This is a genomic window from Actinocatenispora comari, from assembly GCF_017312725.1.
In the GTDB taxonomy this organism is placed as follows: domain Bacteria; phylum Actinomycetota; class Actinomycetes; order Mycobacteriales; family Micromonosporaceae; genus Actinocatenispora; species Actinocatenispora comari.
On record NZ_BOPO01000055.1, the window covers coordinates 258,855 to 273,661 of the forward strand.

Annotated in this window: 13 protein-coding genes; 10 read left to right on the forward strand and 3 right to left on the reverse strand. The window is 70.0% G+C overall.

Features of this window, described 5'->3' with window-relative positions:
- Nucleotides 1–86 precede the first annotated feature (86 nt).
- The 6 genes from NUM_RS17395 (at nucleotide 87) to NUM_RS17420 (ending at nucleotide 7,217) form a co-directional block, all read left to right on the forward strand.
- Nucleotides 87–977, forward strand: a complete 891-nt coding sequence (locus tag NUM_RS17395) for a LysR family transcriptional regulator (protein WP_207125911.1) — start codon at nucleotides 87–89, stop codon at nucleotides 975–977.
- 594 nt (nucleotides 978–1,571) lie between these two features.
- Nucleotides 1,572–2,828: an HNH endonuclease family protein gene (locus NUM_RS17400; protein ID WP_207125912.1), complete on the forward strand. Its 1,257-nt coding sequence runs from the start codon at nucleotides 1,572–1,574 to the stop codon at nucleotides 2,826–2,828.
- Nucleotides 2,829–3,056: 228 nt separating this feature from the next.
- The gene (locus NUM_RS17405) at nucleotides 3,057–5,138 is read left to right on the forward strand and encodes an N-6 DNA methylase (RefSeq protein ID WP_207125913.1); all 2,082 of its coding nucleotides are present in this window, start codon (nucleotides 3,057–3,059) and stop codon (nucleotides 5,136–5,138) included.
- Nucleotides 5,138–5,365 carry a hypothetical protein gene (locus tag NUM_RS17410; RefSeq protein ID WP_207125914.1) on the forward strand — a complete coding sequence of 76 codons (228 nt, stop codon included), beginning with the start codon at nucleotides 5,138–5,140 and terminating at the stop codon, nucleotides 5,363–5,365. Before NUM_RS17405 ends, NUM_RS17410 begins: the two co-directional genes overlap by 1 nt.
- 420 nt (nucleotides 5,366–5,785) lie before the next feature.
- Complete coding sequence (locus NUM_RS17415; protein WP_207125915.1) at nucleotides 5,786–6,307, forward strand: hypothetical protein; 522 nt, start codon at nucleotides 5,786–5,788, stop codon at nucleotides 6,305–6,307.
- Nucleotides 6,308–6,698: 391 nt separating this feature from the next.
- A complete protein-coding gene (locus NUM_RS17420) occupies nucleotides 6,699–7,217 on the forward strand; it encodes a GNAT family N-acetyltransferase (RefSeq protein WP_207125916.1) in 519 nt (172 codons plus the stop codon).
- A 255-nt stretch (nucleotides 7,218–7,472) separates the two neighbouring features.
- Here the strand turns inward: NUM_RS17420 and NUM_RS17425 are convergent, their stop codons facing one another.
- On the reverse strand, nucleotides 7,473–8,684 hold the full coding sequence (locus NUM_RS17425; RefSeq protein ID WP_207125917.1) for a M23 family metallopeptidase: 1,212 nt from the start codon (nucleotides 8,682–8,684) through the stop codon (nucleotides 7,473–7,475).
- A 410-nt stretch (nucleotides 8,685–9,094) separates the two neighbouring features.
- Here NUM_RS17425 and NUM_RS17430 point away from each other — a divergent pair, with 410 nt between their 5' ends.
- The 3 genes from NUM_RS17430 to NUM_RS17440 all read left to right on the forward strand — a co-directional run bounded on the left by NUM_RS17430 (nucleotide 9,095) and on the right by NUM_RS17440 (nucleotide 11,705).
- Nucleotides 9,095–9,562 (forward strand): SRPBCC family protein, encoded by a 468-nt coding sequence (locus NUM_RS17430; protein WP_207125918.1) that lies wholly within the window; start codon nucleotides 9,095–9,097, stop codon nucleotides 9,560–9,562.
- Complete coding sequence (locus tag NUM_RS17435) at nucleotides 9,559–10,380, forward strand: SRPBCC domain-containing protein (protein WP_207125919.1); 822 nt, start codon at nucleotides 9,559–9,561, stop codon at nucleotides 10,378–10,380. Before NUM_RS17430 ends, NUM_RS17435 begins: the two co-directional genes overlap by 4 nt.
- Before the next feature lie 416 nt (nucleotides 10,381–10,796).
- Nucleotides 10,797–11,705: an aminoglycoside phosphotransferase family protein gene (locus NUM_RS17440; protein WP_225918646.1), complete on the forward strand. Its 909-nt coding sequence runs from the start codon at nucleotides 10,797–10,799 to the stop codon at nucleotides 11,703–11,705.
- A 238-nt stretch (nucleotides 11,706–11,943) separates the two neighbouring features.
- On the opposite strand, the gene NUM_RS17445 is transcribed toward NUM_RS17440, so the two are convergent.
- On the reverse strand, nucleotides 11,944–12,984 hold the full coding sequence (locus tag NUM_RS17445; RefSeq protein ID WP_207125920.1) for a hypothetical protein: 1,041 nt from the start codon (nucleotides 12,982–12,984) through the stop codon (nucleotides 11,944–11,946).
- 181 nt (nucleotides 12,985–13,165) lie between these two features.
- The gene (locus NUM_RS17450; protein WP_207125921.1) at nucleotides 13,166–13,795 is read right to left on the reverse strand and encodes a TetR/AcrR family transcriptional regulator; all 630 of its coding nucleotides are present in this window, start codon (nucleotides 13,793–13,795) and stop codon (nucleotides 13,166–13,168) included.
- A 64-nt stretch (nucleotides 13,796–13,859) separates the two neighbouring features.
- On the opposite strand from NUM_RS17450, the gene NUM_RS17455 reads away from it, so the two are divergent.
- Nucleotides 13,860–14,732: a ketopantoate reductase family protein gene (locus tag NUM_RS17455; protein WP_207125922.1), complete on the forward strand. Its 873-nt coding sequence runs from the start codon at nucleotides 13,860–13,862 to the stop codon at nucleotides 14,730–14,732.
- The last annotated feature ends 75 nt before the right edge of the window (nucleotides 14,733–14,807 follow it).

A 14,807-nucleotide genomic window follows, 5' to 3' on the forward strand; every position in this document is an offset into this window, starting at 1 on the left:
CTTCAACCCTCGCGGGTGCCGCAGCCCCCATCAACGCCGACCTGTGCAAGGATCGTGAAGCCTGGGTTCACGATCGGGGAGGCGCGATGCTGGAACGACACGAGGTGGACGCCTTCCTCGCCCTGGCCGAGGAGCTCCATTTCGGCCGCACCGCCGAGCGCCTGCACCTCTCCACCACCCGGGTCAGCCAGACCATTGCCAAGCTGGAACGGCGCATCGGCGTCCCGCTGTTCCACCGCACCAGCCGCCGGGTGGCGCTCACCGCGGTCGGCCGGCAACTGGAGGAAGAGATCCGGCCCGCCTGGAACCAGATCACCGCCGCCGTCGAGCGGGCGGTCGACAACGGACGCGGCCTCACCGGCACGCTGCGTGTCGCCTTCGTCGGCGCCGCCGGCGGTCAGCTCATGGCCGGAGTCGCCGAACTGTTCCGCGGACGCGAGCCCGGCTGTCAAGTACTGCTGCACGAGGCGCAGCTGTCAGAGGTCTTCCCCTGGATCCGCGACCAAGTGGTCGACCTCGCCCTGGCCCCTCGCCCCGTGCACGAACCCGGTCTCGTCTCCGGCCCGGCGCTGCTGCGCGAGGCGCGCATGCTGGCAGTTCCCGTGGGGCATCCCTTCGCCCGCCGCGAGTCGGTGTCCCTGCAGGATCTGGCCCGGGTGCGTCTCCTCCGGCTGCCGGAGAGCGTGCCCGACTCCTTGCAGGACCACTACGCGCCCAGCCTCACTCCCGCTGGACACCCGATCGAACATGGCCCCGCGACCAAGACCTTCAACGAGGCCCTCACTCTCATCGGCGCCGGCCAAGGCGCCTTCATCGTCGGTGCGCACTTCCAGCGCTACTACGCCCGCCCTGACGTCACCTACATCCCCTTCGACGATGCCTCGCCGCTGGAGTGGTCCATGCACTGGCCCGCCGACGCCGCCACCGCCCGGGTCCGAGCCTTCGGCGAGGCCGCTGTCGAGCTGGTAGGCGGTTGATCGCTCTGGGAGGGAAAACCGGGGACCCCCTCTTCCCCGCGCACGCGGGGCTGTTCCGTCGGTCTCGATCTGCTCCCGGTCGGACCGCATCTCTTCCGCCCGTGCGCGGGGAAGAGATCGCGCCCGGCCCGGCCCCATCTCGGCCCAGGAACAGTCCCGCGTGCGCGCGGACGACGCAGTCCTCGGCATCGGCCTGCTGATCGTCGCGGGAACAGCCCCGCGTGCGCGGGGACGGCACGCGTCCGGAAGCGTGGACGAACTTCACGGACGCCCTTCGGGGGTCGCAGCCTTCACTGTAGGGCGGTCGTCGGCACTTCCTGTCCATGCCCACGGCCAAGTTCGAGTACGAGCCTTTGTGCTGGGCGAGCCCTCGTGGCTGCCCCTGCGCACGCGGGGTTGCCTGGATGGCGCGCGCTGCGGGTTCCTGGTCACGCTCGCGGCCGTGCGGCCGGTCCGCTGTTCTGCAAGGGGTTCGGGCTGGTTCTCCTGTATGAACGTGTGGATGAACCTGGCCCGCGCATCGGGCGATCTTACTGAACGAACGCATGATCTTACTATCCGCTAACCCGATGGTGTCGGCGGTTCACCGCTCGCATGCTGGCATCGCCGCTCGTTGACGGCGGCACCTTCTACTCGCCAGCACAGTGGGTGAGTGCCATGACGATCCCCGTCGGTGCGCCAGCACCACCGCCGAAGAAGCAACACGGGATCTTTCACCGGATCCTGGTCATCGCCGGTACCGTACTGGGCAGCGCGTTTGTCCTGTTCGTGACGCTGGGGATTCTCGGTGCCACCGGGGTGCTGCCCGCCGCGGACACGAGCGCCAGCCCGACCCCGGCCGGTACCCAAGCAGCCGGCGACGGTTCGTCCGCAACAACCTCACCCGGCCGCAGCCAGGCGCCCGCAGCGACCCCTCACCACAGCCCGACGACTGCCGCGCCGCCCAGCCACAGTCCCGCGCCGCCTCGTAGCACAGCGCCCGAGACCGTTCCGCCGGCCGCGGCGCCGACGGCCGGGCCGCAGGACGGGGAAGGTACCGGTACAGCGGCTTCGGCTGCCCTCGCCGAACTTGCGAAGCTGCCGGTCAAACCCGCCGCTTCCATGGCCGGCTACAGCCGCGACCAGTACGGTCACGGCTGGATCGACACCGACCACAACGGCTGCGACACCCGCAACGACATCCTGCGCCGCGACCTGTCCGGCGTCGCCGCCAAGGCCGGTACGCACGGCTGCGTCGTGGCAGGCGGCGTGCTGAGCGATCACTACACCGGTACCACGATCACCTTCCACCGCGGGGAAACCACGTCCACGGCGGTGGAGATCGATCATCTCGTGGCGCTCGCCGACGCCTGGCGCACCGGCGCGCAGAGCATGTCGACCGACCAGCGAGAGCAGTTTGCCAACGACCCGATCGAACTGCTCGCGGTCAGCGGCCCGGCCAACGAGTCCAAGGGCGACCAGGACGCCTCGCAATGGCTGCCGCCCAACAACGCCTTCGACTGCACCTACGTCGCGGACCAGATCACCGTCAAGGCCACCTACGGCCTCTGGGTCACCAGCGCCGAACACGACGTCATGGCATCCACTCTCCGCGACTGCGGTGGCGCCGCTCCGAGGCCCCACACGACGACGGTCGCGCCGCCCCCGCCGCCCGCGACAACGCCTGCGCCACCGCCGGACACGTCCCAGGCCCCGCCGACGCATTCGACCGACAACGGTGGCGGGGCGTCGGTCGTACATCCGGGCGCGTTCTGCTCCTCGGAAGGCGCTGTCGGAGTCACCGACCGCGGCACCCCCATGCGCTGCACCAGCAAGAACGGCGACCAACCCCGCTGGCGCTCCGCCGACTGACCGGCACAACAGCCGATTGGAGTCTCATCAGGGCGCGCGTTAACAGTTCAGCGCAACACACTGCGCGATTGCTTCTCGTCGGGAAGAGCAATACGCTTGCGGCATGATCGACGGAATAAACTGCACGTACCTCGCAAGAGGGCGCTGTCGTGCGGGCAGGGTCGGTGACTGGAGCGCGCTTCCTGTCGCGCCGGCATTAACAAATGTTGGCGATAAGGGAGGCGCGGCGTGACGACGCTCGTCAGTCAGGCCGACATCGCGCGTCGGGCTCAGGTGAAACTGCCCGCGGTCAGCAACTGGGTGCGCCGGCACGCCGACTTTCCGGCGCCCGTCCAGATGGTGGGCGGCCGGGCACTGTTCACCGCCGACCAGATCGCCTCGTGGCTGGACAGCCGCCGCGTTCCGCGCGACGCGCTGCTGGGCACCGAACAGTCGGGCACGACGTACGGGCAGCGGTTTCGTGCTGCCGGCGACGCGCCCGCAGGCTCGCAGCGACACGAGGACCGGGAGCAGCATCCCGCCGACCGGTTGGGCAGGACCGTGGCCGCGTTGCTGCAAACCCGTGCGGCCCGCACGGACCCGACCAGCTACCGGAAGTGCCTGCTGGACACAATCGCGGACGTCGGCGACGAGCCGCGGCCGGTCGGAGAGGCCGAGCGCGAGATCCTGTCCGTCCTGCATGACCATGGCGTCGTCGACCGCGCCACGATGCCGCAGCTGTTCGGCCGGGTGATCGACGAGTTCCAGCTACGGGACAAGCGTCGCAGCAGCGACCCGGTGACCCCGTCGAGCCTGACCGACCTGGTCGGCCTGATGAGCCCGGAGACCGCGCGTTCCGCCTACGACCCGTACTGTCGCACCGGCGAACTGCTCGCCGCGGTCGTCGCCCGGCGCGAGTCGTGCCGCGAGGTCGCTGCGTACTCTCCGCCTCCGCACACCACGGACATCGCCCGGCAGCGACTCGGCCTGTACAGGGTAAAGCTGGCGGACTGCGGCCCCCATCCACTGGCCGACCGGTCCGGCCCCTACGACGTCGTGGTTTCCAACCCGCCGTTCAACGCGCCCACCAGCATGTTCGGCCGCACGACGTGGCCGCTCGGTCGGCCGCCGGACCACAACGGCAATGTCGGCTGGTTGCAGCACATCTGGGAGTCGCTCGTGGCGAAGGGCGGCCGGGGCTTCGTCGTCATGCCCAACACGGTCGCCGTGTCGGCCAACGACGCCGATCTGCATGTCCGCGCCGAGCTGGTGCAACGAGGCAGCGTCGAATGCATCGTCGCACTGCCGTCCCGGCTGTTCCCGGACACCGGCGCGCAGGTGATGTTGTGGGTGCTTCGCCGAGAGAAGGACGATCGGACACTGTTCATCGACGCCACCGAACAGGCACGGCGGGCCGGTCGTCGCGTCGAGCTGTCGGCACCCGGCCGTATCGCCCAGCGCTACTGGTCCTGGCGGGAGGGCGGCGAGCTGGACGTCGACGTACCCTGCCGCGAGGTGACCGCCGACCAGATCATCGCGGCCGGACACTCGCTCGATCCGCGGCGCTACGTCACGATCGGATCGGACGCCGACCCGGGCACCGCCGACCTGGCCGGTGCCTTCGCCACGTTCGAGCGCGCACGGCGGATGGCGGCCGACATCGGTGCTCGGCGGGCGCCGTCGTTGCCGGATGCGGTTCCGCCGCGCAGGCATCGCACCGTGCCGCTCCGCGAGCTGTGCGCGATCCAGCCGGGCCCGTCCGGCGGCACGCTCCGCGAAGACCCGACCGGCGCGGTGCGGGTGCGGTTGCTTCGGCCCCGCGACCTCGGGGACGGTGCAATCGCGGCCGCACCCACCGAGCTGCGCATCGGCTACCAGCCCAACACCGACCGGTACGCCCTGCGCTCCGGCGACCTGGTCGGCGTCCGCACCGGCGAGGTGGGCGCGTTCGCGCTGGCCGATTCTGCAGTGGACGGTGCCATTCTGGCCACGTCGCTCGTCCGGTTCCGGGTCGAGGACGACGCGATCGATCCGCGCTACCTGCTGCGGTACCTGTTGTTGCCGGACGTGACGCGGTGGCTTCGGCGCAACAGCACCGGCACCACGGTGCGCACCATCAACACCGCGCGGCTCGGCGAGCTGATGGTCGCCGTACCGTCGCCGACCGAACAGCGCCGCATCGTCGCCGACATCGACCAGGTACAGCGAGAACTCGATGCCCACCGTGCGGCCGCGAGTGCCGCACGCCGTGCGCGCGATGCGCTCAGCGCAGCAATGATCCCGGCCTTCCCGGACGGCGTGTCGGCGAATCGACGAAAGGGTCCGTGCTGATGAACATGATCTCGAACGTGAGCTGCCCGGTCACGCTGGTCGTCGTGGCGGTGGTGGTGCTGATCTGGTACGCCATCCACGACGACGCCTGGACCAACCGCCTCAACACGTTGCTGACCACGATGCTGGCGTTGGTCGCGACCTACTGGCTCGCCTCCCAAGAGCGTCGCCAGCAGCCGGAGCGCCGGGAGCAGCCACCTGATGCGGATGATCCGACCAGCTCGTGACGCGTGCCTGACGAGAGATCCGAGCGGTGGCAGCGATGCCGGCGTCACATCGCTGCCGCGCTCGTTTCGAGGCTGTCGAGGATGGCGTCGATGCGCCCGAACACTTGTGCACGGGTCGATGTCGGGGCGGCCCGCGCCGCTGCCACGTGTGGGGCCCCGTGTCAAGCGTAGGAATCGGACATTGACTGACATCGATAACGCTGCTCCGATCGGCGTATGGGCCATTTCTGCGGTAGGGAGACAAAACGTCACACCGAATGCCGTCGTTGGCTGGTCAACTTCCGGTACTGCCAGGACCATCGTTCCGGCGGCCGGGCCACCAGGTCGCCACTCTGGCATCCGGCTGCGCACAACAAGCCGGTGCAGCCGTCGAGATCGCCCGGCCCGAGACGACCGGCGACCAGCAGCGGGCGTCCGGAGGTGTCGGGCGAGGGGTGGCCGAGGAGTGGCAAGGCGCTGAGCCTGCCGCCGGAGCTCGTGGAGATCGCCACTGATCCCGCGCCGATGCGCGCGGTCCGGGAGAAGGCAGCGGAGATCGTCGGGGATGCGTTGTGGGACAGCCTCGCGAAGCGATGGAGTCCGCGTTCGTGCCAGACGCTGGCGTGGGCAGCGAACCGGATCGACCGAGAGCGGACAGCGTTGCACCAGTTCGTGGGCCGAGTGCTTGCGGGCATCGTGGTGCCCCGACCTGTTGGTACGGCCAAGAAGTTCGTCCGCGCCTTCATCGAGTCGATGACCGCGAAGATGCCGCTGCCGATCGATGCGCTGCTGGTCAAGTACGCACTCGGGTTGCGGCTCACCGGCGTGGCACTGTGCGCCGCCCGGCTGGCCGACGTGACCGACTGCGCCTGCCTTCGCGACCTGTTCCTGTCCAAGGCGAAGGAACTCACCAAGAACGGTCTCGCCGCCGAAGCGCAACACTGGGCGGCTACCGTGAGTTGACCGCGGCCGCCGAACCACGCCTCGGTGGATGTGCTCCTGGCTCCGAACTGGGGCAGCGAGGGAGGCGTGACCACGTGTTCTCGCCGCCGCGGGCAGCTTCGACCAGGACGCGGCTGTATCCGCTGGTGCTGACCACCTCGTGTGTGCGCTTGGTAGCGGCGTGGGGTGGTACGAGCTCCTTGATCAGCTGCGCTATCGTGTCACGCACGCCGGCCAGGTCCTCTGCCACGCGCCGCTCGTGCTTGCCCAACCGCCGAAGCTCGTCGACCGCCAATCTCCGGCTGTTGTCCCGTCGCCCGTGCGGAGGCCCTGGCGGCCAGTCACTTCGAGCCAATGAGAGGTGAAGAGCCCGGGTCGACGGTGGCTACGAACGTGGTGGCATGGTCGAAGGGTGAGTGGGATCGAGGCACAGGTCATTGGTACGCAGCGGTTGGAATTGTTGCCGGTACGGGTGGAGTATGCCGAGGAGATGGCTCGGGTGTTGGGTGATCCGGCGCTGCACACCTACATCGGTGGGGAGCCGGAGAGCGTTGAGCAGCTGCGTTCACGCTACGAGCGGTGGTCTGCGGGCTCGCCCGACCCGATGGTCACCTGGCTCAACTGGGTCATCCGGCTGCGGAGCGACGGTCACCTGACCGGTACGGTCCAGGCGACCATCGGTTCTGACGGCGACGGCCAGGTCGCCGAGGTCGCTTGGGTGATCGGTACTGCATGGCAGGGCCGGGGCATCGCGACCGAGGCCGCCGGGGCGCTCGTTGACTGGCTCGCCGAGCAGCCTGTGCACGCCATCGTCGCGCACATCCACCCCGACCATGCGGCGTCGGCCGCCGTTGCTGCCGCGGCCGGCCTGGCGCCCACCGACCGGTGGCAGGACGGCGAGCGCCGGTGGCGGCGAAGCATCCAGCGGTAACGGTACGGCCGGTGCCCCGCCGCGACAGGCTCCCGCCGTCGGCGCCCCACCATGGGCTCCTGCGCCAAGCGCCCCCGAAGGTGTCAAGCGCCCCGAGGTGTCAAGCGCCCCAAGGTGTCACGCGCCGCCGAGGTGTCAAGCGCCATCGAGGTAAGGCGCGCCCCACCGGCTCGGCGTCAGCGCACCATCGCTGCTCCAGGCCTCAGCGCGCCGCCCCGGCCTCGGGCCTGACGTGCAGCCAAGCAGGCTGAGCGTTCAGCCTTGGCCGGCGGCGCGGAGGACGTGCAGGCCGTGCGCGTTCAGGTAGGGGAGCGGGTTGAAGGGGACGCCGTTGCGGCGCATCTCGAAGTGCAGGTGCGGGCCGTGCGAGTCGCCCGTGTTACCGGACAGCGCGATCACCTGGCCGGCGCGTACCCACTGTCCATCGTGGACAAGAACCTTGGAGTTGTGGCCGTAGACGGTGGCGATGCCCTGTCCGTTCTCGATGCCGACGGCGCGGCCGTACCCGTCGTACCAGCCGGCGATGCTGACCCGGCCGGCGTGCGCGGCGTGGATCGGGGTGCGCATCGGTACCGCGAGATCGACGCCGGCGTGCAGCACGCCCCACCGGGTGCCGAACCGGGAGCTCACCCAGAAGCGCTTGGCATCCACCGGCAGTCGCCACGCACTGCCGCGATCGACGTAGGTCGGCTTCGGCGCGGGCTTGGCGGGCTTCGCGGCGGGCTTGCGCGTGTCCGGCTGCTTCGCCGGCGTGCGGGCGCCGTCCTGTTGCTCCGCGGGCTTCGCCGGCTCGTGGCTCGGCGTACTGGTGTCGCCCGGTGCGGGCCGGTCCTGACCGCGGCTGGCGGCGGTGTGGCGCCGGGCATCGGACTGCTGGGCGGATGCGTTGGCCGCCTGGGTGACCTGGCCGCCGTCACCGGTGCGTACCGCGACCGCCGTGGTCGCGCTCGCGGCGATGACCACGCTGCCCATCAACGCGGCGACACCGATGCGCAGCGTCCGCGGGCGCCGGGCGAGCGCCACGGTTCGCCTGCCGACGCCCCGCCACCAGCGCGGGTCGGACACGCGGGCCACGGCCGTGCGTGCGTGCCGACGCCACGGCGTGGTCCGCAGCGTGGTCCAGAAAGACACGAGAGCGGTACGGGCGTGCCGCCGCCACGGTGTCGTCCGCAGCGTGGTCCAGGCTGTGCGCGCGGCGCTATGAGCATGCTGCCGCCAGGGTGTCGTGCGCAGCGCGGTCCAGGCCGTACGGGCGTGCCGGCGCCACGGCGTGGTCCGCAGCATGGCCCCGAAGGCGAGCAGCGCCGTAGCGGCACGTCGACCCGTTGTCCGCAGTGCGGTCTGCAACGGGCGGAGCGCTGCCACGGTGCGCCGCCGCCACGGCGTCGCGCGCAGCGTGGTGCGCAGCGACAGGAACCTACGTAGTGCCGAATCGAGGGCACGGAACAGCAACGACAGGGGGTTCATGGGGGGAGTCCTTGCGTCGGCGGTCCGGCGATGGGGAAGGGGGTTCGCCGTGGCCGCTGTCGGGGGGATGCACTTGTCCGGGCCTCGGCTCGGGCTCCGAGCCTGGGGCTCATGTCGCGGGCGGCCGGGGGACCATCCGACGGCAGCGCCCACCGTAGACGGAGTGTGACCGGAGGTGTGCGCTGTACGCGGCAATTGGAACGCCTGCGCGGTACGCGTGGATTGCTTTGCCCGGGTGGCTCCCGATTCCTGGTGTGGGTGCTGCGTCACATCGTGACGGTCACCTCAGGCAACGCCATGATCACCTTGGAGTAACCGATCCGCGCGGCCGTCCTCGAGCCGGCGCGTTGGCGGGCGAGCAGGGACGACGGAGGGCTTTACATTCGTCTGGAGGAATGTATGATGAGCGCATGACCGAAACGATCGAACGCGTCGTCGCCGCATCGCCCGAGCACGTCTGGCAGCTGTGGACCACCCCCGAGGGCATCTCCCGCTGGTGGGCACCGGAAGGCTTCCGCACCGACGTCACCCAGCTCGACCTGCGGCCCGGCGGCGAACTGACCTACACCATGACCGCCGTCGCGCCCGAACAGGTCGCCTTCATGCAGCAGCACGGGATGCCGCTGGCCACCGAGTCCCGCAAGCACTTCACCGACCTCGACGAGCCGACCCGCCTGGGCTACCGGTCCGTGATCGACTTCGTGCCCGACCACGAGCCGTACGAGCAGCTCACCGAGATCGAGCTGACCCCGGTCGAGGGCGGCACCCGCATCGTGATGCGCATCGAGGAGATGCACGACCAGGAGTGGACCGGCCGGCTGGTTGCCGGACGCACCAACGAACTGGACAACCTCGCCCAGCTCGTCGCGGCAGAGTGACACCCGCCGCCGACTCGGCCGGCGAGCCGGTCGACATCCAACGCGCGCTCGCGGCCGTCGGTGAGCCCACGCGGTACCGGATCGTCGAACTGCTCGCCGCCCGGGCTCGCACGGTGGGTGAGGTGACCGAGGCGATCGGTGCCCTGCAACCGCAGACCACCAAGCACCTGCAGACGTTGGCGGCGGCCGGCGTCGTCCGGCTGCACAAGCTGGGGCGCCGCCGCGTCGCCCGCCTCGACCGGGCCACCCTGCAACGGGTGGCCGAACACTTCAGCCGTCTGGCCGAGAGCGACCCCGACGACGACGTGCTCGACCGGTACGAGGCCGCGATCGCCACCGAGACCGCACGAGCGCCGGGTGAGCGAGTGCTGCGGCTGCACCGCACCGTACGGGCATCGGCCGCCACCGTGTGGGCGGCGTGGACGCAACCACAGCAGGCGGCGCGCTGGTGGGCGCCACGACACTTCGCCGTCGAGACGTTCGACCTCGCACCGCGCGCCGGCGCACCGATCCGGCTCGTACTGCGGGAAGGAGACCACGCCCGGTACGAGTCGGTGGGCCGGGTGATCGAGGCCGACGTCGACCGCCGGCTGGTGTTCAGCCTGGCTCCGGTCGATCAGGCCGGAACGCCGCTGTTCTCCGCGGAGCACACGGTCGACATCCACCAGAACCGCACCGGTACCACCACCGTCACCCTGCTCATCCGCGTGTCGGACGTGTCGCCCGAGGCGGCCCCGGCCGTCGCCGGCCTCGAACCAGGATGGACGCAGCTACTCGACGCGCTCGTTTCACTGGTGCAGTCCGAAGACCATCCATGAGCGACACCGCTGCGAAACGGCGCTCCGGCGCGCTTGGGGAGTGCTGAAGGCCGAGGGCCGTCGCCAGAAACGAACGCATCGACGCGGCGCGGCAGCCACTCTCGGGACGAACCCTATGAGCTGGAGCGCGTTTCGGGTTGTCGGGTGATAACCGGCGGAGGCTATCCCGTCACGGCCCCCCAAGCGCAGCCGAACAGACTGCCGCCGGGGCCGCCGGCGTGGGCTGGTCCGGGCCGCGGGCGGGTGACGAGCCCTGACACCGGCCGGCTCTCCGGAGGGTGGGGCGACGGCGACGGGATGGCGGACCTCGATGTGGTAGTTGTTTCACGGAAGCGGCTAGCCGCGGTGGTACGTCACGGCATACGTCGCGATGCTTCGGTCAGTCTCTGCAACAACGACGGACTCGAAAGGCTCCCGTGCCAACGCCGAAGATGCATCCGGACGAAGCCGACGTCGACCCACCGCTGGTCGCTAGGTTGCTCGCGACGCAATTTCCGCAGTGGGCAGACCTGCCCGTCGTCAAGGTCGCATCGGACGGCACCGACAACGCGATGTACCGCTTGGGCGACGACATGTCGGTACGCCTGCCCCGTGTACCCGGAGCGGCCGAGATGGTGGGAAAGGAGCAGCGGTGGTTGCCGAAGCTTGCTCCGCTTCTGCCGCTGGCAGTACCAGTGCCGCTGGCAGCGGGCATGCCTGACGACCAATACCCCTACCCATGGTCGGTCTATCGGTGGCTGGTCGGCACGGACCTCACTCACGACGCCGGCGTCGACGGGGAAGACGTAGCCGTCGGGCTCGGGCGGTTCCTCACCGCACTTCAGCGAATCGACACCACCGACGGACCGCTGTCGGTTCGGGCCACGCCAGTCGATCCCCGAGACGACGAGGCGGTCCGATCTACCATCGGCTCTCTCGCCGCCGCGGGAGTCATCGACTTGGAGCCGGCGATCGCCGTGTGGGAAGCCGCGCTGGCGGCGCCCGCATGGGGTGGCTCGCCCGTGTGGACTCACGGTGACCTGTTCCCTTCGAACCTGCTCGCGACCAACGGCCTACTGACCGGTGTCATCGACTTTGGACTACTTGGGTTAGGAGATCCGGCCTGCGACATGCTGCCGGCGTGGACGCTGCTGGCCACCGGAACCCGTGACCTGTTTCGCGCGGAATCCGGCGCCGACGACGCGACCTGGATGCGGGGGCGCGGTTGGGCATTGAGCGCCGGGCTCGGAGCCGTACGCGTCTACCGAGTCAGCAATCCGGCGCTGGCGGCAGCCGGTCAGCGTGCCATCGCCGAAACCATCGCCGACTACCAGCGCAAGTGCTGACGTAACCGGCACCGACTGTTCCGCTCAGCCGGAACATGTCGGGTTCCGTAGCTTCGCCCGCCGGCTAGGCCCTCCCAGTCGATGAGACGTTTGGCTGGCGCCTGCCGGCGGCGTCCACTCGCTCGTTCTCCGTGCCATAACCAGCCCATGTCTTGGACGGGAAGTGATGGGAACCGATGGCAAAGTGGTGCCGGGTAGAGGGAAGCAGCGGGCAACGGCCTCACCCGACCGACCCTTGTTACTCGGCGAAGCGGTAGAGGCGGTATTGCTTGCGGCCGTTGGTGTCCGTGCGGGTCGGGTTGAGGCCGATGAAGACGCGTTCCTTGCCGCCGTTGTCGGGGTCGGCCTCGACCTTGACGCCCTCGGCCTCCAGCGAACCCACGTACCCGCCGTTGATCTGGTACGTCTTGACGTGCGTGAGGGTGCCGCCGTTGGTGTAGAGATACTTGTAGATCGTCGGATGCTGCCCGGCCGCGCCGCCGAACAGGTACAGGAACTTCTGGCCCGATCCCACGCCCTTGATGTCGAAGCCCTGGAACGAGTTGTTCGGCCGGGTGGACAGCTTGAAGTGCGAGACCCGGTAGCCCGACAGCTGCGCGATCGACATCCGGCGGTCCGAGTCGGCGGTCAGCGCCTTGGTCAGTGCCGCCAGCTTGTAGACGCCGTAGTAGGTGTTGGCGGCGCTGCTGTCGAGCTGCGACCGGAACGCGATGCGGTCGCTGCCGTCGGCGATCGCCACGGCGTTGCGGTAGCCCTCGCCGGAGTGGCCGGGGGCGACCGCGGCGAGCCCGGTGACGGTGCCGAGCACCCGGTAGGAGGCCTTCGTGGAGCCGCTGGCCGCCGGCAGGTACTCGATCAGCGAGGCGTCCCGGCTCCAGTACGGCGAGACCGAGCCGTGGTTGCTGCCGATCCAGGCGTAGGTGTGCGTGCCGCTGGTGTACACGTCGAGCGACTCCCCGTGGCCGTACCCGGGCAGGCTGACCGTGTCGAGCTGCGTGCACGTCTTCGCCGAGGTTTCCTGGCAGCGCGACAGCTGGGTGTTGGTCCCGATCCGCTGGGTGTACAGGATGTCGTGGCCGCGGCCGTGGTCGAACGCCTGGATGGCCCTGTCGCCGGCCGGCAGCGGGTCGTACTGGAAGACCCGCTCGGGCACCAGCGACCGCGTCGAGACGGCCGATGCGGCGGTACCGGTGAGAAGCAGTGCCGCGCCGGCCGCCGCGACGACCAACCCGGCCCGCGCGAGGTGTCGTACCCGGCGGTGGCTCGATCCGGAATCCATCGGCGAAGCCTAATCGGTGGCGTTCGGCACTTGGGGCGCCTGACGGCGCACTACCACATCAAGACTGGAGAACCTGTCTGAGCGGGAGGCTGCTCGCGGACCACGCGTTCGGCGACCGGAAGCTCGTCTGTTCGACCTCGCAACTGATGTCCCAGGCCACCGTCGGCGGTGTCGTGGTTCGTCAGGTCCGGGTCGGTGGCGCGCTCATGGCCGCTGCCAGGAAGGTGATCGCGAAGCGTCGGGACTCCTCGCCTGCCGCCGGCGAGGGGCCGGTGACGGGTCGACGGTGGGAGATCTCGACGCGGTCCACGGCGGTGACCGCGAGAAGCCCGCGCATCCGGAACCACAGCTCCGGTGGCGACAGGTCTGGTAGCGCGCGCTGGAACTCTGCGAGGTAGCGGTCGCGGACCAGGTCCTCGACGGGGCCGTTCCAGCTGCGCATCTCCTCGGCCGGGTCGCTGAGGATGGTCATGATCAGCTGCGAGGTTTGGGCGCTGCTCTCGTCGCCTTCGGTGATCACGTCGAACAGCGGCCCCGCGAACGCCTCGACCAGCTCGGCGACCCGCGGTTGCGACGTACGGGCAAGCAGCCGATCGAGCCCGGCGCACTGTGCGGCGTTGATGGGCTCGATCACGCGGCGAACGACGGCGGCCAGCAGCTGAGCCTTGGAACCGAAGTGGTAGCCGACGGCGGCCAGGTTCGCCCCGGCCAGCTCGGTGATCGCGCGAACCGAGGTGCCCCGGTACCCGCGCTCGGCGAAGAGGCGTTCCGCCGCGTCGAGCAGCTGGGTGCGGGTGTCGGAGGAGGCCACGGTTGGCTAGCATACAGACGTTTGATTAAAACGAACGTATGAATCCCGGCCACGAAGGATCGCCATGAGACTGCTCGTGTACGGCGCCGGCGTCTGCGGCAGCCTGTTCGCCGCCCAGCTGCAGCAGGCCGGCCACGACGTGTCGCTGCTCGCCCGAGGCGAGCGCCTGGCCGCCCTGCGTCGACACGGGCTGCAACTGGCCGAGCAGGACAGCCCGGACGTCCGGCGGATAGCGGTGCCGGTGGTCGAGCGCCCGGCCGACGGCTACGACCTGATCGCCGTGTTCGTTCGGGCCCATCAGGTCGACGACGTGCTGGAGTCCCTCGCCGACGTCGACGGCGACGTGCTGTTCCTGCACAACTGGGCCGCGGGCGCGAAGCCGCTTCGCGCGGTGCTGGGCCACCGGCGGGTACTGCTCGGCTTACCTGCGGTCGGCGGCACGATGGACGGTGGCGTGGTCCGGTACCGCGCCCCCAACGTCCTGACCCGCCGGGTCGCGATGCCGATCGGCGAACCCGAGGGCCACACCACGCCGAGACTGGAACGGATCGTGCGCACGTTCCGCGCCGCCGGCCTCAGCGCCAAGGCCGAGCCGCGGATCGACGCCTGGCTCACGACGCACGCCGCGTTCGAGGTACCGCTCGGGCAGGCCGTGCACGTCGCGGGCGGCCCGGTCGCGCTGGCCGACGATCCGGACGCGGTGCGCCGCATGCTCGGCCGCATCCGGCAGAACCTGGCCGCCATGCCGACGCCGCCGGTACCTCGCGCCTTCAGTGCCGTGCAGACCCTGCCGCACGGACTGCTCGTCTGGGCACTCCGACGCTTCCTGCGCAGCGCCACGGCCGTACACAGCGGGCTCAGCGATAGCTCGCCCGCGGCAGCCGCGGAACTGGCGCGACTGGCCGAACAGCTCGACACGTTCACGCAGGTCCCGTAGCAGGCAGGCGCCGCGTACGGCCGGGATCGACAGCCGGTGACTGCCGAGTGAGCACGCCGTCGCACGTCGACCTCG

What these genes read in the sequence shown, in the direction of transcription:
- NUM_RS17395 (WP_207125911.1), top strand. Translation starts at nt 87, where the DNA reads ATGCTGGAACGACACGAGGTGGACGCCTTCCTCGCCCTGGCCGAGGAG.
- NUM_RS17400 (WP_207125912.1), top strand. Translation starts at nt 1,572, where the DNA reads ATGCTGGCATCGCCGCTCGTTGACGGCGGCACCTTCTACTCGCCAGCA.
- NUM_RS17410 (WP_207125914.1), top strand. Translation starts at nt 5,138, where the DNA reads ATGAACATGATCTCGAACGTGAGCTGCCCGGTCACGCTGGTCGTCGTG.
- NUM_RS17425 (WP_207125917.1), bottom strand. Translation starts at nt 8,684, where the DNA reads ATGAACCCCCTGTCGTTGCTGTTCCGTGCCCTCGATTCGGCACTACGT.
- NUM_RS17430 (WP_207125918.1), top strand. Translation starts at nt 9,095, where the DNA reads ATGACCGAAACGATCGAACGCGTCGTCGCCGCATCGCCCGAGCACGTC.
- NUM_RS17445 (WP_207125920.1), bottom strand. Translation starts at nt 12,984, where the DNA reads ATGGATTCCGGATCGAGCCACCGCCGGGTACGACACCTCGCGCGGGCC.
- NUM_RS17455 (WP_207125922.1), top strand. Translation starts at nt 13,860, where the DNA reads ATGAGACTGCTCGTGTACGGCGCCGGCGTCTGCGGCAGCCTGTTCGCC.